The organism is uncultured Victivallis sp. (assembly GCF_944391105.1).
GTDB lineage: Bacteria > Verrucomicrobiota > Lentisphaeria > Victivallales > Victivallaceae > Victivallis.
On sequence record NZ_CALXSK010000002.1, the window covers coordinates 51,743 to 77,758 of the forward strand.

Consider the following 26,016-nt stretch of genomic DNA (forward strand, 5'->3'; position numbering starts at 1 on the left):
GCAAGCGATCACATTCATTATCAACCCGGAAGGATACCCCGAAAGATGATTATCAAAAAACTCAACTCCATGTTTCACAAGCACAGCCGCTGGTTGTTCGGTGGATTCACCATTGTGATCATTGTTTCATTCATGGGGTTTCTGACCCCGGGGCAGTTCGGTTGTGACGGGCTTGGTTCGGGGCTCGGCCGCAGCGTCGGTTCCGTGTACGGAGAGAATGTCACTCTGCGTGATCTGCAGGACCGGATGCGGGACGGTGAACTTCTCGCGTACATCGGAATCGGCATGGGCGGCAACTTGACGCCGGTGCAGGCGTTCCAGCAGCAGGCGCTGATGATAGCGGCCCGGCGGCAGGGGCTTGCGGTCAGCAATGACGAGGTCGTCAAATTCCTTCAGCAGCTGCCTGTGCTGCAGGAGAACGGGAAATACAGCCCGGAGCTTTACAAGAAATTCAAAGATGCGCTGGTTCGGCAGGGAATTGGCGATGAACAGCTTGTGGACGCGGTCCGCGGCGTGTTGCTGATCGGCAAGCTCGAAGCGTTTCTGGGCGGAGAGGCGATTGTGACCGACAACGAGCTTGAGACCTACTTCCGCCAGTTCAACGTGAAATACGATGTCAAGGCCGCCGCTTTCAATGCGGATGCCTATCTGAAAGATGTCAAGAACGACGGCGCGGCGATGAAGGCATATTTTGAGGAGAACATTGCGAACTATCAGATTCCCGGCAAGATTTCCGGGCTGGTTGTGACGATCCCGAACGCCGGATTTACGAAGGCCGCGACGGATGCCGCGACGGACGCGGAACTCCGGAAGTTTTTCGAGACGCGTCCGTGGCTCTTTGAGAAGAACGGAAAGGACGGCAAGGCGCCCGAGTTTGAAGAGTGCAAATCCGAGGTGAAGGCCGAATATATCAAGAATGCGGTTCGTGATCTGGCGCTGCGTCGCGCTTATGAATTTGCCTCGGTTGCTTACGATGCGGTCAACAACACCGAGGAAGCCCGTGATGTGGCGTTCCGGAAGGCAGCTGCGGATGCGAAGTTCAATCTGGTTGAAACCGGGCTGGTTGATTTCAATGCGACCACGGTCGGCAAGATCAACTCCCCCGAGCTGCTGAAGAATCTGATTGCCGCGTTTGAGACCCACTGGGTGACGAATCCGGTGGCGGATGACGAGGCGGTGTATGTGGGGTTTGCGCGGGAGCGGATTCTGCCGCGTCCGGCCGAATTCAACGAGGTATCCGAGCAGGTTGCGAAGGATTACCGCCGCTCCGAGGCGATGAAACTGGCGGTTGAGGCTGCCATGAAGGCGGAGGAATCCCTCGCCGTCATTGAGGACGGAAAGGCGCGACTGAAGGCGTTCGGCGAACTCAAAGGTTGTGAGTTCAAGGATTTCAGTTTCGTTTTCGGCAGCGAGATGCCGCCGATGGAATTCATCGACTCGGCCCTGGCGGCCGCGCGTCTGCGGGTGGACGAGGTGTCGAAGGTTTTGAACACGGCCGACGGCGCTCAGCTTGCGATTCTCGTGAAGCGCACTCCTGCGGACATGAAGGGATTCGCGGAGAAGAAGGAGGCGCTCCGTGCCGGGGTCGCTGCGATGAAGCGGCAGGCCGTGCAGGGGGTGTTCTGGGAGGAACTGATGGCTCAGAGCCAGCTTGAGCCCGAGCTGGCGCAGCAGCAGTAAGGATCTGCGGGAGCGGATGCGAAATGGATTCAGAAGAAAAATCGTTTGAGGGACGGTGTCATGGAGCGTGCTGCGAAGGCGGCTTCGCTCTCGGCCGTCACATGACGGTTGAATTTTACGATTGCGATCCGAAGGCGCTGGCGGATGCCGCGCTGGTGAAAGAGGTATTTCTGCGCGCGGCCCGGGAGTCGGGGGCGACGGTGATCGACGCGAATTTCCACGAATTCAAGCCGCAGGGAGTGAGCGGCGTTGTGGTGATTTCGGAGTCGCACTTCGCCGTGCATGCCTGGCCGGAGCACGATTATGCGGCGGTGGATCTCTTCACCTGCGGAGACAAGGTCGACTTCGACGTGGCGATCGAGGTGATTGCGAAGGGGATCGGGTCGACGCAGTGGATTGTTTCAAGCGTGATGAACCGCGGCATCGTGGGCAACAACGGGTTTGAACGTCTGGTTCCGGTGATTGAAGGACGCGACTGCCGTTTTTCGCTCTCGTGGGAGGAGCGTTTTCGTTCGAGCCGTGCGCATGCGCTCTCTGCGTCGATCGACATCTACGAGTGCAAAGTCCCATGGATCGGGGAGTCGTCGAACCTGCGTGAATTTGCGCGGGATTTTGCGCAGAAACTCGGGCTGGAACCCTGCGGCGAATGGCGGGAAAATCCTTCGGAAGCCGGATTTTTCGCATGGAGTTTTCCGCTCGCCGACGGGGCGCTCTCCGGACGCATTGATCTCGGGCGGAAAGTCGCCTATCTCGATCTTTTCGTCTCCGGGTACTTCGATCCGCGGCAGGCGGCCGAATTTGCGATCAGCGCACTCGAAGGAAGCTACTATCGTCTGCAGCCGCATGTGCGGCAGTAACACAACACAAGAGGGACGGGCCGGAATGTGTTTCGTCCCGGAAGGATAAGAGAATTATGCCATTTGAACGTGGAAGCGTCACATTTGCTATGTTTGAACTCAACGGCGAACTGCCGGAGGATCTGCTCGAATTGTTCGCCGCGAAGAAGGCGGGACCGCTCGATGCGGTTGACGCCGAGCCGCAGTTCGGCTGGGTGACCGGACACCATCTGCTTGATACAACGATCGACGAGGCGTCGGCGCAGTTCGGCGGCTGCTATTATCTGACGCTGCGTCAGGCGGTCCGGAAAATGCCGGGATCGCTGCTGAATGCGATCTGCAAGCGCGAGGAGCAGGCGTACATGCGCGCGAACAACCTCGAATACGTTTCCGGGAAGATGCGGAAACAGATTCGCGAGGAGGCGTTCGAAAAGCATATCCAGAAGATGCCGCCGGCTCTGTCGGGGATTCCGATGGTGCTTGACCCGAATGAGAAGCTGCTGTTCGTCGGAGCGACGAGCCGGACGCAGCTTGATCTTTTCATCGAACACTTTTTCCAGACCACGAAACTTGAACCGCTGCAGCTCACGCCCGGGCTGTTGATCGAGAAACTTCTCCGGAGCACGGAGGCGTCATTTCCGATCCTGAACATCGCGAATCTGCCGGGAACAGGTGCGGAACCCGCGGTCGGACGCGATTTCCTGATGTGGCTCTGGTATTACAGCGAAACGACCGGCAAGATTCGTCATCCGCAGTACGGGGAGTTCGACGTGCTGATTGAGGGGCCGCTGACCTTTGCGGATGAGGGCGAGGCGAAAGGCGCGGGCGAGATCACGGTCAAGAAAGGGGATTCTCCGCTGCGCAGCGCCGAGGCGAAAGCCGCGCTCGAGGTCGGCAAGAAACTCAAGAAGGCGAAGCTGAGCTTGACGCGCGAAAAGCAGATCTGGAGCGGGACGTTCGATGCGGATCAGTTCGCATTCAGTTCGTTCAAGCTGCCCGAGGGCGAGGAGATGAATGCCGACGAGGTGTTTGCCGAACGCGTGCAGAATCTGATTGTGTTCCGCGAGGCGATCTCGCTTTACTTCCAGAAATTTGCCGAGACGATGACGGGGATGGAGTTCCCGAAGTTCGAGTCGGAAATCCGTGAATGGGCCAGGGATCGTGATGCCGTCTGATTGGATTGGAAATCACCCGGAGGATGCGCAGATTCGCTTCTTCACGGGTACGTGGGAGCTCTATCCGGCGGCGGAACTTGCCGCTTCGCCGGTGGTGGAGCTCGATCTCGGCTGCGGCGTGGGGTCTTACACGGCCGAGCTGGCATTGCGGTACCCGGAGCGGAAAGTTCTCGCCGCGGACGTGATGGTCGGCCGGCTGCGCAAACTCGTGAAACGGTGTCGCCGGCTCGGAATCGAAAACATGACGATTCTGCGGACGGAAGCGCGCCATCTGGTCGCATTCATGCTGCCGGACGAGTCGATCGACCGGCTGCATCTGCTCTGCCCGGATCCGTGGCCGAAGGGGCGGCACAGCGGTCACAGACTGCTCACAAGCGACTTTGTTTCGCAGCTGCACCGGGTGTTGAAGAAGGATGGGGTTTTTCATTTTTCGAGCGATGACGAACCCTACTACACGGCGGTCCGCGGAGTGCTCGCCACATCGAATCTCTTTGTGGAAGCACCGGAGGCGATCGCCGATCTCGCCGGGATTCGCAGCGATTTCGAGCAGCGCTGGAATGAGGAGGGGAAAGAGGTGCACCACATCGCATACCGTCGCATTCCGCGTCCCGCGCATACGGTGGGGCATTAGATTTGAGAGTGGAATGATCCCCGGAATCGGGGCAATGTTAAAAAAAGAAGCAATGGATACGATGAACATTTTTCAGGAACTCAAGGCACGCGGTTTCTGCTATCAGCAGACCGACGAGGAGGCGATCGAAAAACTTCTGAGCAGTGAGCGGGTCAAGTTCTATGTGGGGTTCGATCCGACCGGGAACAGTCTGCATGTCGGCCATCTGCTGCCGGTGATGGCGATGCGGCTGCTGCAGAAAGCGGGACACATTCCGATCGTGCTCGTGGGCGGAGCGACCGCCCGGATCGGCGACCCGTCGGGCAAAAAGACCGCCCGGCCGATGATGACGCTCGAAACGATCGCCGAGAACGTCGCGTGTCTGCAGAAACAGCTCGCGCGTTTCATTCGGACCGAGAACGGCGAAGCGCACTTCGTGAACAACGCCGACTGGCTCTGTTCGATCGGCTACATCGACATGCTGCGGGAGGTCGGGACGATCTTCAGCGTAAACCGGATGCTTGCGCAGGAGTCGGTCAAGTCACGGCTCGAGGACGGGCTGAGTTTTCTTGAGTTCAACTACTCGATTCTGCAGGCGTACGATTTCATGGTGCTGAACCGTGATTACGGCTGCAAACTTGAGATGGGCGGCCAGGATCAGTGGGGGAACATGGTTGCGGGTACGGAATTGATCCGGCGCAAGCTCGGCAACGAAGTGCATTGCATGACGATTCCGCTGCTGATGAACAGCAACGGAGAAAAGTTCGGCAAGACGGCGGGCGGCAACAACGTCTGGCTCGACGTGAACCGCACGAGCGTGTTCGACTACTATCAGTTCTGGCGGAACAGCGACGACGCGCAGGTGGAGAAACTGATGCTCTACTTCAGCCCGCTGCCGATCGACGAGATCCACCGGCTCTGCGATCCCGCGGGAAACATCAACCGCGCCAAGGAGATTCTCGCTTACGAGGCAACGAGTCTGGCCCATGGCGAAGAGGCGGCGCGCGAGGCATTTGTGACGGCCGGGACCCGGTTCGGATTCGCCGATCCTGAGCGCAAGGTCGAGACCACGAGCAGCATCCGGAATGTCGACGCCGGGACGGTGCATGCCGATTTGCCGACCGTGACCGTGACGGCGGCGGAACTCGATGATCCGGCGGGGCTCTCGGTGCCGAAACTGCTTGTGCTCGCGGGGCTCTGCAAGACCAACAGCGACGGACGACGGCTGATCCAGGGGAATGCGGTCAGCATCGACGACGAAAAAGTGACCGATGTGAATGCGAAGATCACGCGGGAGAATTTCCACGACGGCGCTTTCACGCTCCGGGCCGGGAAGAAAAATTTCCGCCGGGTGGTTCTCGGATAATGGGAAGATTCCGTGGCGCGGGTCGGAAACGCCGCGTTGCGCCGCGGTGGAAGATGGTTGGGAAAAAAGAGGAAGGAGCACTGCTGTATGACACCTCAATTCTATGTGGCCGCAATGTCGGATCGTCCGGACGGCGGGATCTACCGGTATGAAATGCGTGAGAAAGCCATGCCGCCGGTTCAGGTTGGTTTTACGCCGATGCCGAACGTGAACTACCTCGCGTTTTCGCCGGATCGGAAGTACCTTTATTCGACCTGCACGGTGGACGGCCATGCGGGTGTGGCGTCGTTTGCGGTGGGCGCGGACGGTTCGCTGACGTTTTTGAGCAGCATGACCTCCGGAGGAAAAGCCGCCTGTTACGTGATCACTGATCCGAGTGGAAAATTCCTTTACTGCGCGAATTATCTGACCGGCGATTTTGCGGAGTTCCGGCTTGAGTCAGGGCGGATCGTCGAGCAGACGAAACTCGTGCGCCACGAGGGACACGGGCCCAACGCCGCACGGCAGGAGGGGCCGCACACTCACTTCACGAACATGACGCCGGACGGAAAATACCTTATTGTGATCGACCTCGGGGTGGATGCGGTGTTCACTTACCGGATCGACCCGGAGAAAGGGCTCGATGCGGCGAATCCGAAGGTTCTGAAGGTCGCGCCCGGGGATGGTCCGCGCCATCTGGTGTTCGACCGTTCCGGGAAGATCGCCTATCTTGCGAATGAACTCGGGAACAGTGTGACGGCGCTCTCCTATTCGGACGGGGAGTTCGAGATCATCGGCAAGGTGTCGACGCTGCCGCGTTTCTGGAAGGGGGATACGAAGGTCGCTGCGATCCGGTTGTCGGCGGATGAGCGTTTCCTTTTTGCGTCGAACCGCGGATTTGATTCGATCGCGGTGTTCGAGCTGGATGGAAAGGGCGGCATGAAGCCGTCGGATATGGTGCTTTCGGGCGGATCGAGTCCGCGGGATATCAACTTCCTGCCGGGCGGAGAGTGGTTCGGGGCCGCGAATGAATTTTCGAATGTGGTGGTGTTCTTCGACTACGACGGCAGGGGGAAGCTCACTCCGAACGGTTTTCAGCTTCAGCTGCCGCGTCCTCTGCACATTTTCTGGTAAAGAGGGGTGGGAATGGAACTGGATACGGCGACGCTCAATGGAATTCTGGTGGTATTGATTGTCGCCGGATTGATCGTCTCGAACACGGCCGGGCGGAAATCTCCCCCGGTTCGTTTTTTCTGTCGTGCCGGGGTCTGGGCGCTCTGCGGGGTGCTGGCGTACGGGAAGGCTCCGGTTCTCGCGGTTCTGCTCTGGCTCCTGACGGTGGTATTCATCTATCTGGGGATTCGGAAAAGACTGGACTGATTTCAGACGTTCCGGGTTTCCTTTTTCGGCCGGTGCAGACGCTGCCGTCCGCGATTTTCAAAATTCCCTGCGGATGGCGGAGAGGATGAGTTTCCAAAGCTGCCCGCCGAGCCGTTCCGGATGGCGGATCTTCACGGTGACGACGCGGCCGCTTGCGAGTTCGGCCGGAGCGGTGAATTCAAGCTCAATCCGGTAGAGTGGCAGCACGGAACTGTAATGGCGCTCGCCCCCCTCCGCAAGATAGACCGGAATCGGCCCGCCGAAGTGCTGCAGCAGCGGGGAGTCCTTCAACTGCGCCGCGATGCGGTTCACCGTGACGATTCGGGCAGGAAACGTGACCAGCGAATCCCGGAGATGGACGGTCGCCTCGTCGCCCGGCGTGAGCTTGCCGATGTCGCGATCCTGCGCGTAGGCGCAAACCATGAGCTTTTCGGAAACGACCTCTCCGGCGAGCAGCCCCTTCGGAAGAAACGCCCCTTTCGACAGGGACGGAAGTTTTGAGACGAAAACCCCGGACTCCGGAGCGGTTACGGTCAGAGCGTCCCGACGGCGCCGGAGCTCCTTCATGCCGGTTTCATCCGAGGCGAGTTTCTCGGCGGTCACGCGGCTTTCGGAAAACCGTTCCGCATCAAGCTGTTGAAGTTCGTGGAGCGTGCGGTCGTAATTCCGCACCGCATTCAACCGTTCGACCGCGGTTTCGAGCTGGGGCGAATCGAGCTGAAACAGCGTCTCCCCCGCCTTGACCCGGACGGCCCGGCGAGGAAGATCGTCTGTCAGATATCCGGACTCCGTGATCGTGATCTGCCGATGTTCCACCGGAACCGTCTCGCCCGGAAGGGAAATGTTCCATGAGAGCGGCAGAAACAGGATTCCCGCCAGAATCAGCAGTACGATTCCGCTCAGAATCCAGCGCGCCCGTCCGGCGGAACGCTTTGAGAGCGCCCGGATCGTCTGCAGTTCCCGCCAGAGCGGATAGAGGAGAATGCTGTAAAGTTCAAGGATCATCATCACGATCGCGACCGCTTTGACAAATTTGTGATAGATCAGCAGGATGATCGAAGTGTAAAGAAAGACCCGGTAGCAGAATGAACCGATTCCGAAAGAGAGCAGCAGCCAGCCCCGCTCATTGCGGGGCTTCCGGCCGAGGCGAAGGCAGTGCCACCGCCAGAACTGTTTCACATATTCCGCCGAACGGCTCATGAGGTTTTCAATGTTCAGCAGGTCGCAGAGGATGTAGTACCCGTCATAGCGGATGAACGGATTGCCGTTCACGAACAGCGTCGAGAGTGTGCTGACCGTGAATACGTAAAACATCGTCGATTTCCAGTTCCCGGGCGACAGATAGCACCAGAGGAGCGCCGCAACTCCGCCGAGCAGCAGTTCGATGATGATGCCGGCGGCGTCGATGAGCAGCCGACGCCGGCGCGGCAGCCGCCAGCTGTCGGTCGTGTCGGTGTAGAGCCGCGGATAGAACACCATGAAGCCGATGCCGATTCCGCGCACGCGGCAGCCGAAGTGGATCGCCGCGAGCGAGTGGGCCGCCTCATGGACGAATTTCAGGAACAGTACCGCCACGAAATATTTCGCCAGCCCCGCCCACGAGAGCGAATCGAGAACGTCGCTCGAACCGTGCCGAAATCCCGGAGCATCAACAAATAACCGAGAAGTGCCGGAATGGCCAGGAGCCATACGGTCCACTTCGAGGCAAGCCAGGATATATACGGTTCGATTTTCGCGAAGAACCGTTCCGGCCGCCACGGCGGCAGTCTGAAAAAGAGATAGGCCGCGGAAAAACGCAGGAACGCGGTCTTCTCCTTCATCGCCGCTTGTCGTTCCCGCTTGATGCCGATGTGGCCGTATTCGGGGGCGAGCAGATTGTTCTGCTGCAGGAATGCGAGCAGTTTGAGCAGTGTCTCTTCGTCGATGGAGACTCCGTTGTGTTCGAGTTTTGTCCGGAATTGCGAGACCGGCATCGATTCGGTCAGATAGGAGATCGCGTCGAGCATCCCGGGGGCGACTTTGTAGTAGGCGTCCGCCTGACGGTCGAACAGAAGCGGTGGATTGCCGCGGATGAGTTCGACGTCGCTTCGAAGCACGCCGGTGACCGGTTCGGGCGCCGCCATTTCACAACCCCCGGAAGTAAAGCACGACGCTTTTGAAGAGCCGGTAGCCGAGCGAGACGTTTTCGCCGCTGAGCCGCGCGATGCCGCGCATGCCGTATCGCAGCCCGGCGGAGTTGTCCGGCAGCCGGGCGCTCGCGAGGTCGTTTTCGGCGATGCGGCGGTCGAAGTCGGCTTTCTTCAATTCGTAGTCGCTCGTGAAGTTCTTCTCCCGCAGCTGTTTCTTGTCCTCGTAAGTCGCGCGTGCGAATTCAAACTGTCCGGCTGCGCGCTGCTCCTCGAGCGCACAGCGGGAGTCGTCGAGCGTAACGAGCACGGCCCCGGCTTCGAACGGTTCCCCGAGTTTGAACCGGTAGGGCTGCAGCGTCGAGTCGGCCCGTGCGGCGATGACCGCCTCGCGAAACGGAAACAGTACGGTTTTCACGGTCTCCCGTCCCGCCGCCCCGGCGGAGAGGGCGGTGCAGACAAGCAGAAACATCAGCGCAGATCGCTTCATGATCAATTCCATCCTCCGGCGTTTTTGCGACTGTCAGGGGGGAGAGGCGCCGGTCTCTCCGGACACGGGTAAACTTAGCATGAAGTTGCCGGTTTGTCAATGGGATGCGGAGCCGGTTCCGCTCTTTTTCCCGCTTCGGAATGAGAAGAAGCGATGGCCGAGATAGCTCCAGATCACACTCAGGGCCGTTATCAAGATATTGGCCCGGATCGGATTCATCCCGGCGAGTTCCACAAGCAGGATCATCCCCGCTGTGCCGATCAAGGCGGAACTGCCGTAGACGGTCCAGCATTTGAGGTATTCGCGCAGATAGTTGCCGTGTGTCCGGAAGACGATCCATTTGTAGCAGAGAAAGGCGTTGGTCACGGCGAGAATCTGGACCGCGATGCCGATGAGGAGATAGTTTTTTTGTGTTCCCCACAGCCAGTACAGAAACGTGAACAGTCCCACTCCGAAGAGCGTATTCCAGCCGCCGACGAAGAGATAGCGGACGATCCGCCACATTTCCGGATTTCTATACAGTTGTGAAACATTCATCGGTGATTCCGGCCGAAAACAGTGAAAAACAAGTGCCCGATACATAAGATGGCCGTGCCATCACCGGTTTTCAAGCTGATTTTCCGGAATCGGCTTGAAAAAACCGCGGAATACTGCCATTTTAAGTCGTCGGATTTGAATCGGAAAGAAGGTTACGGCTCCATGGATTCCATCACGGGGAACAAATTTGAATTGCCGAGGTTGCAGCTTTCCTATGCCGGGCATTATCTCTTCGTCGACAACTTCACTCGAACCATGCATTGTCATCGGGGCGGAGAGCTGGTGTTGTTCCGCCGGGGAGCATGCCGGACCCGGTTCGAGTCGGGCGAGGATCTCTCCTGCACCGCTTCGCAGGTGCTTGTGACGCCACCGGGACTCCCCCATCTGCAGTATGACAATACGACGGATTGCGAAACCTATTATCTGGTGCTGGAAGGAGCGTTCGAACCGCAGGAGTTTTCACTCCGGATGATTTCTCCGGGAGATGATACGATAGTTCCCGAGTGGTTCCGCCAGATCTTCGAATTGTGCGAGCAGCATGAGTCCGAAAGTGCTTCCGTGCTTCTGTCGCTGCTGTGGCGGCGGTTGCTTGAGATTGAGAATCGATCCGAGGAGCGGCGCTCGTTTCATCCGGCACTGCTCAAGGCGGTTGACTGGATTCGGCATCACTATCGTGAAGATCTCTCCGTGTGCGGCATTGCCGAGAGCTGCGCGGTCAGTGTCAGTCTGCTGAATCTGCTGTTTCGCCGTCAGTTCGGGGTGGGGCCGCGGCGCTATCTGCTTTCTCTGCGGATGCGTGAGGCGAGACGGCTGCTTCTTGACAACCGCTATCGGATCGGGGAAGTCGCCGAATTGACCGGTTTTCAGAGTGCAAATTATTTCAGCCGCTCATTCAAATCCTACCACGGCGTCACCCCGGAAGAGTACCGGAACGGACCGCCGGAATTTGCCGACCAAGTTGTGTTTCTGGAATAGCGTTTTGTCGATTTGTGCTATTGATTTGTCGTTTTATGAAGAAAGCCTCTCTTGTTTTTTTGTCGTTGTTTTTCCATAATTAAAACAGACAACACATTGACAATGAGGTTTCCTGAACAATGAACGACAATGCGGACCGGAAGATGGAAAAAATCGATATCATTCTCGATACCGACACTTACAATGAAATGGATGATCAGTTCGCGGTTCTCTGGGCGCTGGCTGCATCCGGGCAGTTGAGCGTGCGCGCCCTGACCGCCGCACCTTTTTTCAACGACCGTTCCGTATCGCCCGCTGACGGTATGGAGAAAAGTTATCAGGAGCTTGTTCGGATCGCCGGTCTGGTGGATCGTGAATCCGCCGGACTGATTTACCGGGGAGCTCCGGGGTATCTGCCGGATTGCCGCACGCCGGTGATCTCTCCCGCCGCGGAACGCATTGTCGAGCTTGCACGCGAGGCCGGCAGATGCGGCCGCCGGTTGAAGATTCTCGGAATCGCGGCTCTCACGAATGTGGCTTCGGCGCTCCTGATCGCGCCGGAGATCGCCGAGGTCGTCGAGGTGATCTGGCTCGGCGGCCAGCCTTATGACTGGCCGACGCAGGATGAGTTCAATTTCCGGCAGGACGTCGCCGCCGTCCGGGTGGTTTTTGAATCGGGTGCGCTGTTGGCGCACATCCCCTGCATTCACGGCGCCGAAACGCTGATCATGACCCTTCCGGAACTGGAAGAACGCTGTTTCCTTCCCGGCAGGGTCGGAAATTACCTGCGGAACCTCGCCGTGCAGTTCATGCGTCGGGGAGGCAGTCGCATCATCTGGGATATTTCGACGGTGGCGTATCTGTGCGTTCCGGAAGCGTTTGTTCTGGATGTGGTCGCGTTGCCGTGTCTGGGGGCGGATGGCCGGTGGATTGCCGGTTCCGATTCGGGGCGGCGCGCGAGGTTCGTGCGGCACATTGAACGGGATCCTGTGTTCGACCGGCTTTTCGACCGGCTTCAGGAGTTGAGTGACTCTTCCTCGCCGGGGCTGCATCGGCTGGCCGCTCCACGCGGCGTGTTCGGTGACGGGGAGAGCGGTTACAGGCAGGTTCCGGCGATCGGATGAATGTGTTTTGCGGAGGAAGGAAGAGATGTTGTTGAAACTGGTTCGAATGCTGTTTGTGTGTCTGATTGCGACGGGGATCCGGGTTGACGCCGGGGAAGTTGCCGGGCGGAAGATGGCCTGGGCTCATTATGTTCCCTGGTTTAAACCGGAGAATGCTTCGCTCACGACCGAGTTCCTCTACAATTGTCCGATGCAGGATGTTCCCGGGGACGGCAACCGGGAAAGTTATTACCGCAGTGAAATAGCGGAAGCCCGGCGCATCGGCATCGACGGATTTTTCATCGATCAGGGGGCGAACCGGAACCGCCCGGTCAATGACTGGGATTTGACGCCTTATCTCGACGCTGCGAAGGGGATGGATTTTCAGATTGGGATCTGTCTGGACGGATACGACAACATTCCGCATCTGGTCGGGGAGTTCACCCGGATGCTCAAGACCTACGGCAACCACCCGAACTATCCGCGTTACAACGGAAAGTATGTGATCGCCACCTACGCCTACTGGCGCTGGAAACCCGAGGAGTGGCGTCAGTTGCGCGACGGATTGAAGAAAGCCGGATTCGAACTTTTCATTATCGCCAACGTCGATCCCGGAGTGTTGAAATCGATCGATGCGAAGCAGCTTTCTGATTACGCCGATGCGATCGACTGCGCCTACATGTTCGGCGCGCCGGGAATCAACAATGAACACCCGGAGGAGAACAACCGGATCCTCAACGAATTCGCCCGTTCGCGCGGAAAGCTTTTCATGCCGTGCCTGCATCCCGGTTATTACGGAGCGTGGTTGAAATCCGGCAATGATTTTTACCAGCCCTTTGCCGGAGTCGATATGTTGTATGAAACCTTTCTTTCGGCACTGGAGCTGCAGACGCAATGGGTGCATGTAACCACCTGGAACGACCTGATCGAAACCGCGTTGATGGCTCGGACTTTCACTTTCGGCCTGCCGCGGGTGCTGGAGTATTATTTGTCGGTGCTCAAGGGAGAGGAGAAGAAGTTTCCGGAGCCGGAGCTGATTTTCGCCTACCATCGCGAGGAACAGCCGGGTACGCTTCTGCGGCTCGAAGTGATGAATCTGCCGTCGGTCGGTGATGAGAAGATCACTGTGGATGGCAACCTGCTCGATCTGAACGGAAAACCCGTTTTCCGGCTTGCGCCGAAACGGTTTGTGCCCGGCAGGCTCGACAGGGCGGAGTGGCTGGTTTCAACCACAGATCTCGCCCGCTCTCCGGTTCTGGTTCCGGAATTCCGGGTGACTGCGGGCGGCAACACGCGGGTGGTGCGGACTCCGGCGGTATTTCTGGTCAGTTCTTGGCTTCAGAATGCGGTGACGGTCAATGTACCGTTGAGCGGACTGGTCGAGATTCGGAATTCTCTGCGGATATCGTGGAAGGAGGGGCAGCTTGCCGCCACGATGGAATTCGATTCTCCGGAAGAGATCAAACAGGCGGTTCTTTTCAAGAACGACCGTCCGATTGCGTTGTTCTCGCCGGATTTGAAAGAAGGGGAAGTTCTGCTCTCCTGCAAACTCTCGCAGGTCGATAAGGAACTTGACGTCACCGTGAAGAACGGTCGTATTCTCCGGGCAGTCAAGAATTACGAGAAGAACGGCTGCCCCTGGTTCCAGTGGAACGGAGAAAAACTCAAAACCACCTCAACTCCCCGCTGGTCCGTGATCGGCGTGACGTTTGCCGGGAGTCCCGGGATGGAGATCACTGCGAAGAAGCCCGGCAGTGAAACATTCACCGTCTCTGTTTCCGAACTGATCCGTTCCGGTGAGGCTGGAACCGGAATCGGCCGTTTTTACGTTCTCCCCGAGATGACGTTGCGAAACGCCGATCCGCTGAAGCGGAAGAGCGGGCAGATGGAACTGTCGCTCTTTGCGCGTCGGCCGCGCCCCGCGGACAGTTTTTATGTCCGCTACGAGACGATGAGCGGGAAAGTCGGTTTTTCAGAAATTCAGTACCCGTTTGCAGAGGGCAATCCGGTGGAGGAACGCAGCTTCATCGAGACGCCGGTCAATCTCGAAACCTGGTCCGGTTCGATCGGCTGGTGTCGCCGCGACCGGAGCGAATTCCTGACTCCGGAGTCGCGTCTGCCGGTTCGCAAGACTCGCGTGGTCAAACGGCCGCTTTCTCTGCTGACTGAACGGGCACTGCTTTATCATTTCGACGGAAACGGGGAGGATGCGCTGGGGTTTTATCGGTTGAATGTGCCGGAAAACTTGTTTGTCGAAGGTGGTTTCGACGGGAAGGGGGGCGCATTGAAATTCACCGGAAAAGAGAAGTTTCCGATGCGTTTCCGGGTCTGGCCGGGCAGCACGGCGACGATTCGTTTCCAGCTGAATCCGGCGCCGTGGCCGGGAAAACCGCAGTCGGTGATCTTCAACCAGGGGTGGACGGACGGCATCAGTGTGAATCTGACCGCCGACGGCCGGATCGAAGCTGTCCGTTCTTTTCTGGTGCGCGATGACACTGCGAATGAGACGAAGGATTACGAACGGCTTGTGAGCAAAGGCAGATTGACGCCTGGAAAATGGAGCGAAGTCGAAATCGTTGCGAATGCCGGAAGCATGTCCATTTATGTGGATGGAAATTTCGACTGTCGTACCAGACTTCGACCGGTTCGCTCCATCGGGAACTGCAAGGTCATGCTCGGCGGCGGAATGCCGGATTATGAAAACTACACGGGTTTGCTCGATGAACTTTCCGTCAGCGGCCTGGGAAGAAAAGAGTGATGAGGTCCAATGAGTCATCAGGGAGTGGAACTCCCTTTTCTGATCATCAATTCAAGGAGGCGGATTTTATGGAAAGCTGTGATCGAAGAACGTGTTTGCAAAAGAGTGGTTTGTATTGTAAATGCTTTACATTGATAGAGTTGCTTGTTGTGATAGCGATCATCGCCATTCTCGCGTCCATGCTGTTGCCGGCATTGAACCGGGCGCGTGATTCAGCGAAGAACACCAAATGTCTCAACAACCTCAAGCAGATTGGCACGATGGCACAATATTATGCGAATGACTACGACGGTTATTTTCGCACTTCAAATCAAACCTACGGCTGGGGAGACAGTGCCGCCGGTCAGTTGATTGAGGAGTACAGCCGTTTCAGCACACTCGACCACAAGGATCGCAAATTCGGCATTTGCCCCAATGATCCGCTCTGGGCGACGGAATTTCAGCCGTCCTACCGTACGTTCGATTGCGACTGGGGCGCCTGGGATACGAATTACGGGCTCGGGCAATCGGCCTGGGCGAAGAACAAGCGGTCGGTTGTGCCGTGGAACACACCGTATTCCGTTACCTACTATTTTGAAAAACTTTCGCGTTTGAGCAATTACAGCAGCGGCGGCGACAAGCCGAAGTATTTCAACATTGCGCTGATCGCCGACGACCCGACTCTGCAGAGCCACATGGATGGCGGGACCGATTTTCACTACAACCGCTACAAGGCGGACGGCAGCGCCGGAACCTGCTTGAACATGTCCCGTTACTGCCCCGCTCCCACGAATGACCGTTACTGGGGGAATTCGTGGAAGACGATCCAGTTCGCATTCATGACGATGTCGAAGCAGGGGATGTGAAGAGGGGACGGCTGTCAGCTGCCGAGGGCGGTGACGGCGAGTCCGGTGACGACCAGGGCGATTCCGGCGAGGCGCGGTCTGCCCGGTCTTTCATGCAGCAGGAAGATTCCTGCGAGCACTCCGAGCGGCAGACTCATCTGCCGGAACGCCTGAAGGTAGCTGACGTTGCTGACCCGCTCCATGGCAAACAGAATCAATATGTAGGCCGTCGAAGCGAAGATTCCGGAGAACACCGGACTCTTTGATTTCAAGAAGAGCTTTTTGAATTCGTTGCGTTCCACCCGGGAGAGGCTCACCACCACCAGTTGCGAAACAGCCAGCCCGGCCTCGATCAGGAACAGATACGCGCATGAATCGATCCAGCCGGGGCGTGCAATCGAGGCGTACAGCACTTTGAGCGCAAGGCTGTCAAGGATTGTGTATCCGGTGGTGCCCAGTGCGGCCATGACGATAAATTTCAACGCGGGCGAACGATAGCTGGCGAATCGGAACTGATCCCACCGCGTCAGCGGCATCAGCACGCAGCCGACGCTCAGAATCACCATCCCCGCCAGAGCGGTCGGCCCCGGCGGACGGCCGTAACCGAAACAGAGCGTCAGGAACGCCGTCATCATGACCGGCAGCGCCCGCGCGAGCGGATAGACCAGACTGATGTCATCCGTCCGGTATGCATGCGCAAGTCCGCACAAATAAAGCAGTTCGCATCCGACGCTTCCGAGCCAGATCAGCCAGAATTCCACGGGCGGTTCGGCCGCAATCAGCCCCGAACAGAGGAAAAACGGCAGCCACATTACCGCCGAGGTCGAACTCATGATGCAGTAAAACGCCAGAGAGGGAATCTTCTTCTTGCTGAGGAAGTTCCATCCGGCATGCAGAAAGACCGATGCAAAAACAAGAAGGAAGGCGCTGATCGTCATCGGTCCGGCTCCTCCCGATAAGGAATTTTGCTGCATTTATCAACCGGAACGGTTGAAGGTTTGAATCGACTCATCATCTGCCCCTGCGTTCTTTGATTGCGATATGTCGGTTGAAATCGAATGACTTTTATAGTATATTCAAAAACAGGTCGATTTCAAGCGTGTTTTTTGAAATAAATGATGTCGGTTTTTTACGACATTCCGGGAGGTGGCATGAACATTATCGATCAGCTTGAGACGCTCGGTTTGAATGGACGGCAGGCGAAGGTCTACCTCGCATTGCTGCAACTCGGCAGCGCGAGCGCCATCGAGATCGCGAAGGCGACCCGGTTCAAACATCCGACGGTCTACGATGTGCTCGACATTCTGAAGGAACGGCGGCTGGTTTCCGAAACATTCGAAGGAGGGCGGAAGCGGTTTTCCGCCGAAAATCCGAACCGCCTGCGACAGGCGGAGGAGGAGCGCCGCCGGACACTGGAGGAGCTGCTGCCTGATCTTCAGGCGCTTTACGACGGTGGAAGACGGCGTCCGCGTGTCCGGGTTTATCTCGGGTCGGAGGGAATGGAGGTCGTAGACGAAGAGCTTCTCAACGTCCGCAGCGGTGAATATTTCTATTTCGGCGGCGTCCGCGAGATGATCCAGAATTCCAGCGAGGAGCACCTGAGTGATTACTACCGCAAACGGATCAGCCGCGGCATCTGGTCGAACGCGATCCGCGTCCGCGGAGCGGAGAACGATCTGGAATACATGCGCGGCGGCGAAAACCATCTGCGCCGGGTTCGCTATCTGCCGAAGCCGATCCTGGAAAATTCCGCGGGATTGTACCTCTACGACGATCGCATCGCCGTCATCTCCGCCTGGAAGGAGAATTACGCGATGATTATCGAAAGCAACGAGTTGTCACTGCTTCTCAAGACCATCTGGAACTGCATGTGGGAGATCGCCGTCGAGCCGTGACGGCAGACGGATGAAAAAAGGGGGGAGAGGCTCACCTCTCCCCCGCTTGCGGAACCGCCGTTCGGATCACTTGCTTTCCTGAACGAAGATCTGCGGATTTTTCGGGACGAATCCATGTGTGGATCCCTGGAACCAGAGGATCTTTTTCGGCGCTTTGATGACGTTGTAGAGCACCGCCACGCCGGAGGGCGGGCAGGTGTAGTCGCCGAGTCCGGCGCGTGTGATTTCGACCGGGCACTTGATCCGCTTCGCATGGTTGACCGTATCGTAGTAGGCGAGTCCGTCGACATAACCGGGGAACCAGCCGCGGATCCGTCCCTTCGAGGAGCCGTTCAGGTCGCAGCACCACGGGATGTTCGGTCTGGCCAGAGACACATCCGGATCGAGACCGGCGGCCCAGATGGTCTGAAGTCCGCCCTGGCTTCCGCCGGAGACGATCAGATCCCGGCCGTTCCACTGCGGCAGCTGCTTCAGGAATTCGAGCGACCGCATGACCCGCAGCGCCATCCCGTTGAAGTAGGCGGTTTCCGGATTGGAGTTCTGCTTCGGGTCGAACGCATAGATCTGACCGTTCGACTTGATTTTATTCGAGAAATCGCTGTAATAGGAGTCCGGTTGATTCAGCAGAAAACCGTGAGCGTTGATGCTGAGATTGATCCGGTCTGCCGGTCCGTCCTGCGGCGGCCGCTGGGCGCCGACGCCGTAACCGAAATAATTCGCCTGGGCGGGCAGGGATTTCTCTTTCGCCCCGACGGGAATCGTGAGATAACCGGTCACGGGGCGCGGTCCGGCGCAGTCGATGGTGACGGCGTAGACATCCGCCTTCGGGGTGGTTCCGGCTTTGGGTTCGACCTTTTTCATCTCATACTTCAGCGGAACGGCCGCGAGGCGTGCTTTCTGCTTCTGCCAGAAGGCGTCAAAATCCTTCGGCTCCTCGGCTCCGGCAGTCAGTTTCTCCGGCTGGACGCCGGCGCCGCCTTCAAAGGAGAGGATGGCTTGCCCCCACAATTCTCTGGTGTTCATGCTTCTTCCGTTTTTGTCCACGAGTTTGGCGATGATGCGGACGAATCCTGGTTTGTCGATCGAAGTCTTGATGACGAGGGGCTCTCCGGTCACTTTCGCGCGCCCTTTTTCCGTTTTGCCGTCGTCGCCGCTGCGGGTCCAGTCGAGGAAGTAGTCGAGGGTCGGCTTCTGGCCGCCGAGTTCGGTGGTGATGGTGAAGGTCATGGTTTCGCCGGGGGCGTACGAGAGCGGATTCTTGTCGGTGGTGCCGACGACGCGAACATTCTTCGGGTTCAGGGCGACGACCTCTTTCACCGTCAGGTTCTCATATTTCCCGACGATGTAGAGTTCCGCACTCTTGTAGTTCTTTCCGGAACTCGTGAAGGTCCAGTCCGGATTGCCGTTCGGGCTGTTGCCGATGCCGAGGTCGCAGTTCTGGTTGGCCTGCAGCTTGTTGAAGGCGAAAACGGTCTGTTTCTCCTGGAAATTGTGAACCTGCATTGAACCGTAGTTGGCGTCTCCGGTGGGGGCGTCACCGAAATCGAACGACTGACTGCTTGCGCCCGGAATCTGTTTCCCGTTGCCGGGAGCGTAGTTGCATCCCCAGAATTCGATGTTGCCCTTTTCAAAGGTTCCGGTCTTGACACCCTCGACGTTGCTGGCAACCTCAAGATTCGTCACATAGGTCTGGAAGGTCGGCGAACCGGGGTAGGGGACGGCCACTTTCGCCGCCGTGTCCGCGAAGGGATCCATCGCAGTGAACACCCACTGCATCTTTCCGTCATTTCCGGTGAGTTTCAGCAGATAGCCGACACGTTTGAGATCCCCGGAGAGCATTTCCGTGCGGTCGGTCTGATACCCGTCTGCCGCCCAGCGGGTCGGATTGAGTTTGGCGATGAGTTCGTAACCTTTCGCTTCCGGGACCAGCTCCAGAAGTTCCGGCACTTCGGCCTGGAGCGAAACGCCCCCGAGCAGCGCGAGCGCGGCGAATCCACAGTAGAATTTCATGGATGACCTCCTTGGTTGTATTCCCTAATTATACTCCAGAACCAGCTTGAATGCAAGCGGGTGCGAATCTTATTTTGCAAGAGAATAGAGGGTCATCGCCGCGAGCATGAGAATCGCCATGATTGTACGGCGGGTCCACGCTTTTGCTCCGACCCGGGGTTCGAGCTTGTCGAGTCCCGCTTTGAGCAGCAGCAGACCGAGCAGCACGGAGATGAGTCCCCGGCTCGCCTGGATGATGTTGCCGAACAACACCCCGATCGCCCCGAACGATGCGAAGAGAAAGATCATCGCCAGATACCACGAGACCGCATAAGGAACCGCGTCGACGAAACATGCGCGGGAACACTTCATCCGGAACAGCGCCAGACTCGAGACCGCTCCGAGGGCGGTGAACGCCGCCCCCGTCACCGCGATCGAGTTGAGGAACAGCCGGTCGCCCGGCATCCTCAGAATCATTCTCGTTTCCACGAGATCGGCCGTCGCATAGGCGAGGAGCGTCAGCAGCAGAAAGAGACATCCGCGCCGGTTCAACGGCCCCCCGGTGAAATTCATCCCGACCGCGGCCACGGTTGAGAGTCCGACTGCAAGGTACTGGAGTCCGTGCAGCGGCTGGTGCAGCAGTGTGATGCTGACCACGGCGAGCACAACGATTTTCAGTCCGAGCAGGGAGCTCAGCCGCGAGGCTTCGATCTCATGCAGCGCCCGGAAGAAACAGAAATAGCCGACGTTGCTCGCTGCAACGAAGGCGGCCAGCAACACGAGAAACTCCCAGGTGAGCGGGAAACGGACGAACGGCAGCGTCACTCCCAGTGTGACCAGCCCGAAGAGGCACATGACCGCCTGGGAACAGACAACCAGACGTCCGGGATCATGGTGCTTCAACACGAACCGGCGTGAAAATACGTAGGATGTCGACTGCAGAAACGCACTGAAAAAAACCGGCGAGGATTCCGAAAAACATAGATCATTCTCCTGTGTAAAGAATTAATATACCACATGTTTTCCGAATTTTCTCCCCGGAAAAAGCGGATTTTTCCGCAATTACTGGTAGGCCGCGATGAACTGTTCGCGCAGCTCGACCTTGACCCGGCGCGAGAAACGCGGCGCCCGCAGCTCGACCGTAATCGGTTTCAGAGCCCGGATGCGCAATCCCGCGACACGGCTTTCCTTCCAGACCAGATCGAGAAAAACTCCGTTGCGCAGCCGAATTCCGGTAAGTTTTCCTTCGGTCCAGTTGGCGGGTGGAGCGGGCAGCAGGTCGACGATCATGATCCCGTCCTCCGTTTTCCGGTGACACTGCACGAGCATTTCGACAATTCCGGCCGGAATTCCGAGATTCGCATCGATCTGGAACGGCGGGTGGGCGGAAAAGAGATTGGGATAGATTCCGCCGCCGGAGCCGGGACTGGTTTCCGCGGTGGAATCCACGGCTTGAAGGAACTCCCGCAACATGGTTTCGGTTTTTTCGCTGTCGCGGAACCGCGCCCAGAGTGCGAGGCGCCAGCACATCGCCCAGCCGGTACTGTGGTCGCCGCGCCGGATGAGGGAGAGCTTCGCAGCCTCGAATCGTTCCGGATCGTTTTCCGGCGTGAAAAGATCCGCCGGATAGACGCCGTAAAGGTGGGAGAGATGACGGTGATGGATTTCCGCCTCCGCGTAATCGTTGTCATATTCCAGAAGCTGCCCTTCGCTGCCGAGTCCGATGGGGCGCAGACGCGGAAGAGCACGTTCCAGTTCCGGGATCAGCGGATCGTCCAGTTTGAGTGTGCGGGCGCAGTCGATGAAATCCCGGAACGTCTCCCGGATGAGTTCCAGATCCATGCTTGTCCCTCCGCCGCAGACGGCTGCCACCTCTCCGGACGCAGGGTCGACAAACCCGTTTTCCGGCGAAGTCGCGGGGGAGGTGACCAGCTCCCCGCAGGAGTTTTCCACGAGCAGATCGAGTGCGAATTCCGCATTCCCCCGAAGGATCGGATACCATTCGCGCAGAAAGTCCTCATCACAGGTGTAGCGGAAATATTCCACCAGATGGCGGCAGAGCCAGAGGCCGCCGACCGGCCAGTACCCCCATCTGGCTTTTCCGCTGGCGGGGACACAGAAGCGCCAGAGGTCGCTGTTGTGATGCAGACACCAGCCGCGGGCGTGGTAATACTCTCTGGCACAGGTTTTTCCGGCCTCCGCCACTTCCCGGATGAAGCGGAACAGCGGCTCCGTGCATTCCGCCAGGTTGGTCGGCAGCGCGGCCCAGTAGTTCATCTGGAGATTGATGTTGGTCGTGTAGTTGCAGCCCCACGGCGCAAGCATGTGCGGATTCCAGATCCCCTGCAGATTCGCCGGCTGAGTTCCTGGACGGCTCGAAGCGATGAGCAGATATCGCCCGAATTGATAGAGCAGCGCCGCAAGAGCCGGTGAATTTGATTGCGCATACCGGATAATTCGTTCATCCGTCGGGAGTTGATCGTCTTCCGAATCCGGCAGTTCAAGATACGAACGGCGGTAGAGCGGGCGATATTCGGCGAGATGCGCCTCCAGAAGTTCGGTTCCGGTCTGTTTCTCCGCCTGATCGAGATCCTCCCGGCAGCGGTCGGCGGGAAAGAATCCGCCGGGTTCCGTATCCCATCCGGTGAAATCACTTCGGATTGCGACGAGAAGCAGGGCGTCTCCGGTTCCGGTGAACCGAATGCAATCCTTTTCCGTGCAGACGGTTCCATCTTTTGAGACAACCCTGGCCCGAATCTGGAAGCGGATTCCTTCCCTGCCATTTTCGTCGGATTGCCGGACAGCGTTACGGCGGGCGTGAATCGGACAGATGCCGTTCAGAAACAGATCGCCTCCCTCGGAGGCACATTCGTGCCGGATTGGTGAATCGAGCCGCAGCGTGAAGTCGCCGGTATTGCGGCAGCGCATAACCAGAACCTGCTGCGGGACCGAAACGAACCATTCGCAGGAGGATTCTCCGTTCCTGGTGGCGACGACCGCGCGGTCGAGGTCGAGTTCGCGCCGGTAATCGGCGGAGACGGCGGCATTCCCGAATTCGAGTTTCAGCGCCCCCGAAGGAAGGTATCCGGCGCAGTCATGACGCAGCATCTGTTCTGAAATGAATTTGTCCGCATCTGTCAACCTGTTCTCTTTCAGCAGATTGCGTGCTTTCTGAAGTTTTTCGTGATATTCCGGGTCAGAGAAGCGGCGCGGCCGCCCGGCCCAGAGAGTATCTTCATTGAGTTCGGCAACTTCTCTGGAGACGCCTCCGAAGATCATTGCGCCGATGCGGCCGTTCCCGATGGGCAGAGCTTCATTCCAGCACGAAGCCGGTTTCCGATAGAACAAGAGATGCTGATCGTGTGTCATAGTAACCTCCCCGTTAAATGATACCTCCTCGAAGTGCTTTCGTCAAGCGTGGTTGTGCAGTTTCCCGGAAAATATCCGGTTGATTCGGCAGGAACGCGATCAAATGACGTAAAAAACTGTCCGGGACGGCAATATTGTCGATTTTTGCGCTTTCATGCCTTGATTTTTCGCGGGGGATCAACTACAATTATCATAATCGCAGAACATGAGTGCCGAAAATAACGAATCTGGAGGGAACCGCCGCATGAGTGGCAGCTGGTATGGAGATCACTGCAATATCGGCATGCACTACGATCTGCATGCGCGAAAGGAGGATACGGTACTTGGGACACGGGTTGACGACACGCTTGCGGAATTGCTTGGTGAGCTCGACGTCGACTTTGTTCAGACCGACTGCAAAGGACATCCCGGGGTTTTGAGCTGGTTCTCAAACCTGCCGGGATCGACGATGCCTCCCGGCCTTCGCCGGGATGCGCTCGCCGGCTGGCGCGAACAGACCCGGAAACTCGGTCTGCCGCTGCACTGCCACTACTCCGGGATCTGGGACAAGGCGGCAGGCGCCCGTTTCCCCGACTGGCATTGTCAACTTCCTCCTGAGGCCCAGGTCGGCAGCGGCGGGCAGAACGTCGGCACGAACAATTCGCAGGAGATCATGTGTCCGAATCGCGGCTATGTCGATGGACTCATGATCCCGCAGATGAGTGAACTCATTGAACGGTATGGAGTTGATGGATTCTGGGTCGATGGAGATCTGTGGGCGGTCCGCCCCTGTTACTGCGACCGCTGCCGTGCGCGTTTTTGCGAGGAGACCGGACTGGATCGTATGCCGGTTTCGGAGGAGGATCCGAACTGGTATCTGGTCTGGAACTTCATGCTGCGGAGCTTCAAGCGGTACGTAAGACACTACTGCGACGAGATTCACCGCCGTTATCCGGGTGTCAAAATCTGCTCGAACTGGCTTCAGACCTACCGCAATCCCGGCGAACCCGATGTGCCGACCGACTGGATCAGCGGGGACAACGCCCACCACTTCGGACTCGACACCTCCCGCTGCGAGGCGCGATTTCTGGAAACGCGCAACAAGCCGTGGGACATCATGTTGTGGACTTTCACCTGCAACAACGGGTTCGCTCTTCCGGAGTCTCCCTGGGTTTTCAAACCCGCTGAAATGCTTGAACAGGAGATTGCGGTTCTGCTCTCCTGCGGCGGCAACATCCAGCTCTATGAAACCTCGAAGATTCGAGACGGACGGCTTGTTCCGTGGCGAATCCGGCGGCTGCGCAAAGTGGTCGATTTCATCCGGGAGCGGCTGCCGGTCTGCAAACGCTCAAGATCGATTCCGCAGGTGGCGGTGCTGCACTCCGAAGTTCATTTCTACCGGCACGTGACCGGGGTTAACCTTATGACAGGAGGGGATATAACGCCTGTCGACGGTGCGGTCATGCTGTTGCTTGAAAACCATTTTCACACCGATCTGTGTGATGAGTGGGCGCTGTTGCCCCGCCTTGCGGAATATCCGGTCGTCGTGGTTCCCGAGCAGTATGATCTTTCGGAAAAGATGGCGGAAGCCTTGAGACAATATGTAGCAGGCGGCGGCTGTCTAGTCCTGACCGGATCGGAAATCTTCGACCGGTTCGGTGCGGAGTTCATCGGAGCGGAATCCGTGAAGGTCGAACGCGACGCCACCTGGTTTGTTCCGGATGCCTCTGATGGAGCGACTCCGCTCTTCAGTCGGACGTTCCGGCTGCTGAAACCATCTGAAGCGGAAGGAGTCGGGGAGCTCTATCGTCTCGGCCGGGTCGGTGACGACGGCAGCGGTTTTCCCGCTGCGACGGTTTTACGGAAGGGCAGGGGCGTTGTCGCTTATATCCCGGCGGCGATCTGCCACGATTTCGCATTCAACCGCGAGATCGGGATTCGGGAATTCTTCGGCTCTGTTGTGCGAAGTGCCGCATGCGGGCGGCTTGCCGTTGAATGCGATGGACCGAGCTGGGTCGATCTCTCGTTGCGGCGCAGCGGGGAAAACGAGATCCAGATCCATCTCATCAACCGTTCGACCGGCATTCCGAATCTGCCGAATCAGGGAGTCGTCGCGGAGATTCCTCCCGTCGGGCCGCTGACGATCCGGCTCCGGATGGAACAACGCCCCGACAAGGTCGTGGGCGCGTGGGAACGTGTTCCGGGGCTGGAGTGGGAGTGGCATGACGGGATTCTTACTGTCCGGCTGCCACAGCTTCGGCTTTACGAGGCGATTCTGGTGAATGAACCGGGCCGATCGACTTGTTGAGATCGTGCCTTGCTTATTATTGTTTATTAACGACAGGAGGAAAATTCATGAAAATCAAGAAGATGTCGCTTCTCGCCGCTATTGTCGCCGCGGGAGGACTCTCGGCCGCGGACATCGAGCTGCCGAAGCCGGAAATCACCGGCGGGATGCCGCTGCAGGAGGCGTTGGCGAACCGGCGCACCGACCGGAAGTTCAGCAGCAAACCGCTTTCGCGTGGGATGCTTTCGAATCTGCTCTGGTCGGCGATCGGCGTGAACCGTGCCGACGGCAAGAGGACGGCGCCGACCGCCCGCAACCAGCAGGAGATCACACTTTACGTCTGCATTCCGGAGGGGACGTTCCGCTACGATGCGGCGGCGAACAAGCTCGTGCAGACCTCGGAGAAACGGGCCGGAGACGCGCCGCTCATGTTGATTTATGTAGCTGATCTTGCGAAACTTCCGGAGCGGCTCTGCCATGTGGACTGCGGCTTTGTCGGCCAGAACGTCTATCTTTTCTGTGCCTCGGAGAAACTTGCGACGGTCTTCCGCGGCAGTTTCCGCGAAGGCGACTACAAACCGCTGCTTGACTTGAAGGGAAAGGAGAAAATTCTCTACGTACAGGCGGTCGGTTTCCCGGAGTAAGCCGGTTCTGTATAGGAAACACCCGCCCGGTGTCG

21 protein-coding genes and 1 pseudogene are annotated in these 26,016 nt (G+C 58.1%); 14 read left to right on the forward strand and 8 right to left on the reverse strand.

Annotated features, from left to right (window positions below; genetic code table 11):
- Positions 1–45 precede the first annotated feature (45 nt).
- The 7 genes from Q0K10_RS01320 to Q0K10_RS01350 all read left to right on the forward strand — a co-directional run bounded on the left by Q0K10_RS01320 (position 46) and on the right by Q0K10_RS01350 (position 7,026).
- Positions 46–1,680: a SurA N-terminal domain-containing protein gene (locus Q0K10_RS01320; RefSeq protein WP_294502148.1), complete on the forward strand. Its 1,635-nt coding sequence runs from the start codon at positions 46–48 to the stop codon at positions 1,678–1,680.
- Between the two features lie 23 nt (positions 1,681–1,703).
- Positions 1,704–2,537 (forward strand): adenosylmethionine decarboxylase, encoded by an 834-nt coding sequence (speD, locus tag Q0K10_RS01325; RefSeq protein ID WP_294502151.1) that lies wholly within the window; start codon positions 1,704–1,706, stop codon positions 2,535–2,537.
- 56 nt (positions 2,538–2,593) lie between these two features.
- Positions 2,594–3,691: a recombination-associated protein RdgC gene (gene rdgC, locus Q0K10_RS01330; RefSeq protein WP_294502154.1), complete on the forward strand. Its 1,098-nt coding sequence runs from the start codon at positions 2,594–2,596 to the stop codon at positions 3,689–3,691.
- The gene (locus Q0K10_RS01335) at positions 3,681–4,322 is read left to right on the forward strand and encodes a methyltransferase domain-containing protein (RefSeq protein ID WP_294502157.1); all 642 of its coding nucleotides are present in this window, start codon (positions 3,681–3,683) and stop codon (positions 4,320–4,322) included. Before rdgC ends, Q0K10_RS01335 begins: the two co-directional genes overlap by 11 nt.
- Positions 4,323–4,383: 61 nt before the next feature.
- Positions 4,384–5,667 (forward strand): tyrosine--tRNA ligase, encoded by a 1,284-nt coding sequence (gene tyrS / locus Q0K10_RS01340; RefSeq protein WP_294502160.1) that lies wholly within the window; start codon positions 4,384–4,386, stop codon positions 5,665–5,667.
- Positions 5,668–5,754: 87 nt separating this feature from the next.
- Entirely contained in the window at positions 5,755–6,780 is a 1,026-nt protein-coding gene (locus tag Q0K10_RS01345; protein WP_294502163.1) for a lactonase family protein, read from the forward strand.
- Positions 6,781–6,792: 12 nt separating this feature from the next.
- Positions 6,793–7,026, forward strand: coding sequence for a hypothetical protein (locus Q0K10_RS01350; RefSeq protein WP_294502166.1), 234 nt, complete (start codon positions 6,793–6,795; stop codon positions 7,024–7,026).
- Between the two features lie 57 nt (positions 7,027–7,083).
- Here Q0K10_RS01350 and Q0K10_RS01355 read toward each other — a convergent pair whose 3' ends face one another.
- The 4 genes from Q0K10_RS01355 to Q0K10_RS01370 form a co-directional block, all read right to left on the reverse strand.
- A complete protein-coding gene (locus Q0K10_RS01355; RefSeq protein WP_294502169.1) occupies positions 7,084–8,601 on the reverse strand; it encodes a site-2 protease family protein in 1,518 nt (505 codons plus the stop codon).
- On the reverse strand, positions 8,583–9,149 hold the full coding sequence (locus Q0K10_RS01360; RefSeq protein ID WP_294502173.1) for a hypothetical protein: 567 nt from the start codon (positions 9,147–9,149) through the stop codon (positions 8,583–8,585). Before Q0K10_RS01360 ends, Q0K10_RS01355 begins: the two co-directional genes overlap by 19 nt.
- Position 9,150: 1 nt before the next feature.
- Positions 9,151–9,642, reverse strand: a complete 492-nt coding sequence (locus Q0K10_RS01365; RefSeq protein ID WP_294502176.1) for a hypothetical protein — start codon at positions 9,640–9,642, stop codon at positions 9,151–9,153.
- 96 nt (positions 9,643–9,738) lie between these two features.
- On the reverse strand, positions 9,739–10,146 hold the full coding sequence (locus Q0K10_RS01370) for a GtrA family protein (protein WP_294502178.1): 408 nt from the start codon (positions 10,144–10,146) through the stop codon (positions 9,739–9,741).
- A 195-nt stretch (positions 10,147–10,341) separates the two neighbouring features.
- Between Q0K10_RS01370 and Q0K10_RS01375 the strand changes: the two genes are divergently transcribed.
- The 4 genes from Q0K10_RS01375 to Q0K10_RS01390 all read left to right on the forward strand — a co-directional run bounded on the left by Q0K10_RS01375 (position 10,342) and on the right by Q0K10_RS01390 (position 15,839).
- Positions 10,342–11,154 carry an AraC family transcriptional regulator gene (locus Q0K10_RS01375; RefSeq protein WP_294502181.1) on the forward strand — a complete coding sequence of 271 codons (813 nt, stop codon included), beginning with the start codon at positions 10,342–10,344 and terminating at the stop codon, positions 11,152–11,154.
- Positions 11,155–11,273: 119 nt separating this feature from the next.
- On the forward strand, positions 11,274–12,257 hold the full coding sequence (locus Q0K10_RS01380; protein ID WP_294502184.1) for a nucleoside hydrolase: 984 nt from the start codon (positions 11,274–11,276) through the stop codon (positions 12,255–12,257).
- A 25-nt stretch (positions 12,258–12,282) separates the two neighbouring features.
- A complete protein-coding gene (locus tag Q0K10_RS01385) occupies positions 12,283–14,994 on the forward strand; it encodes an endo-1,3-alpha-glucanase family glycosylhydrolase (protein ID WP_294502187.1) in 2,712 nt (903 codons plus the stop codon).
- Positions 14,995–15,104: 110 nt separating this feature from the next.
- Positions 15,105–15,839 carry a type II secretion system protein gene (locus Q0K10_RS01390; RefSeq protein ID WP_294502190.1) on the forward strand — a complete coding sequence of 245 codons (735 nt, stop codon included), beginning with the start codon at positions 15,105–15,107 and terminating at the stop codon, positions 15,837–15,839.
- A 14-nt stretch (positions 15,840–15,853) separates the two neighbouring features.
- On the opposite strand, the gene Q0K10_RS01395 is transcribed toward Q0K10_RS01390, so the two are convergent.
- Positions 15,854–16,756 (reverse strand): GRP family sugar transporter, encoded by a 903-nt coding sequence (locus Q0K10_RS01395; RefSeq protein WP_294502193.1) that lies wholly within the window; start codon positions 16,754–16,756, stop codon positions 15,854–15,856.
- A gap of 213 nt (positions 16,757–16,969) precedes the next feature.
- Here Q0K10_RS01395 and Q0K10_RS01400 point away from each other — a divergent pair, with 213 nt between their 5' ends.
- Entirely contained in the window at positions 16,970–17,713 is a 744-nt protein-coding gene (locus Q0K10_RS01400; protein ID WP_294502196.1) for a TrmB family transcriptional regulator, read from the forward strand.
- A 66-nt stretch (positions 17,714–17,779) separates the two neighbouring features.
- On the opposite strand, the gene Q0K10_RS01405 is transcribed toward Q0K10_RS01400, so the two are convergent.
- The 3 genes and pseudogenes from Q0K10_RS01405 to Q0K10_RS01415 form a co-directional block, all read right to left on the reverse strand.
- Positions 17,780–19,723: an acetylxylan esterase gene (locus Q0K10_RS01405; protein ID WP_294502199.1), complete on the reverse strand. Its 1,944-nt coding sequence runs from the start codon at positions 19,721–19,723 to the stop codon at positions 17,780–17,782.
- Between the two features lie 69 nt (positions 19,724–19,792).
- Positions 19,793–20,647 (reverse strand): annotated as a pseudogene (locus Q0K10_RS01410) (EamA family transporter); the annotation flags it as partial.
- A gap of 117 nt (positions 20,648–20,764) precedes the next feature.
- A complete protein-coding gene (locus Q0K10_RS01415) occupies positions 20,765–23,071 on the reverse strand; it encodes a glycoside hydrolase family 95 protein (RefSeq protein ID WP_294502201.1) in 2,307 nt (768 codons plus the stop codon).
- Positions 23,072–23,315: 244 nt separating this feature from the next.
- Between Q0K10_RS01415 and Q0K10_RS01420 the strand changes: the two genes are divergently transcribed.
- Complete coding sequence (locus Q0K10_RS01420) at positions 23,316–25,358, forward strand: alpha-amylase family protein (RefSeq protein ID WP_294502205.1); 2,043 nt, start codon at positions 23,316–23,318, stop codon at positions 25,356–25,358.
- A 47-nt stretch (positions 25,359–25,405) separates the two neighbouring features.
- Positions 25,406–25,981, forward strand: coding sequence for a SagB/ThcOx family dehydrogenase (locus tag Q0K10_RS01425; RefSeq protein WP_294502208.1), 576 nt, complete (start codon positions 25,406–25,408; stop codon positions 25,979–25,981).
- Positions 25,982–26,016 lie beyond the last annotated feature (35 nt).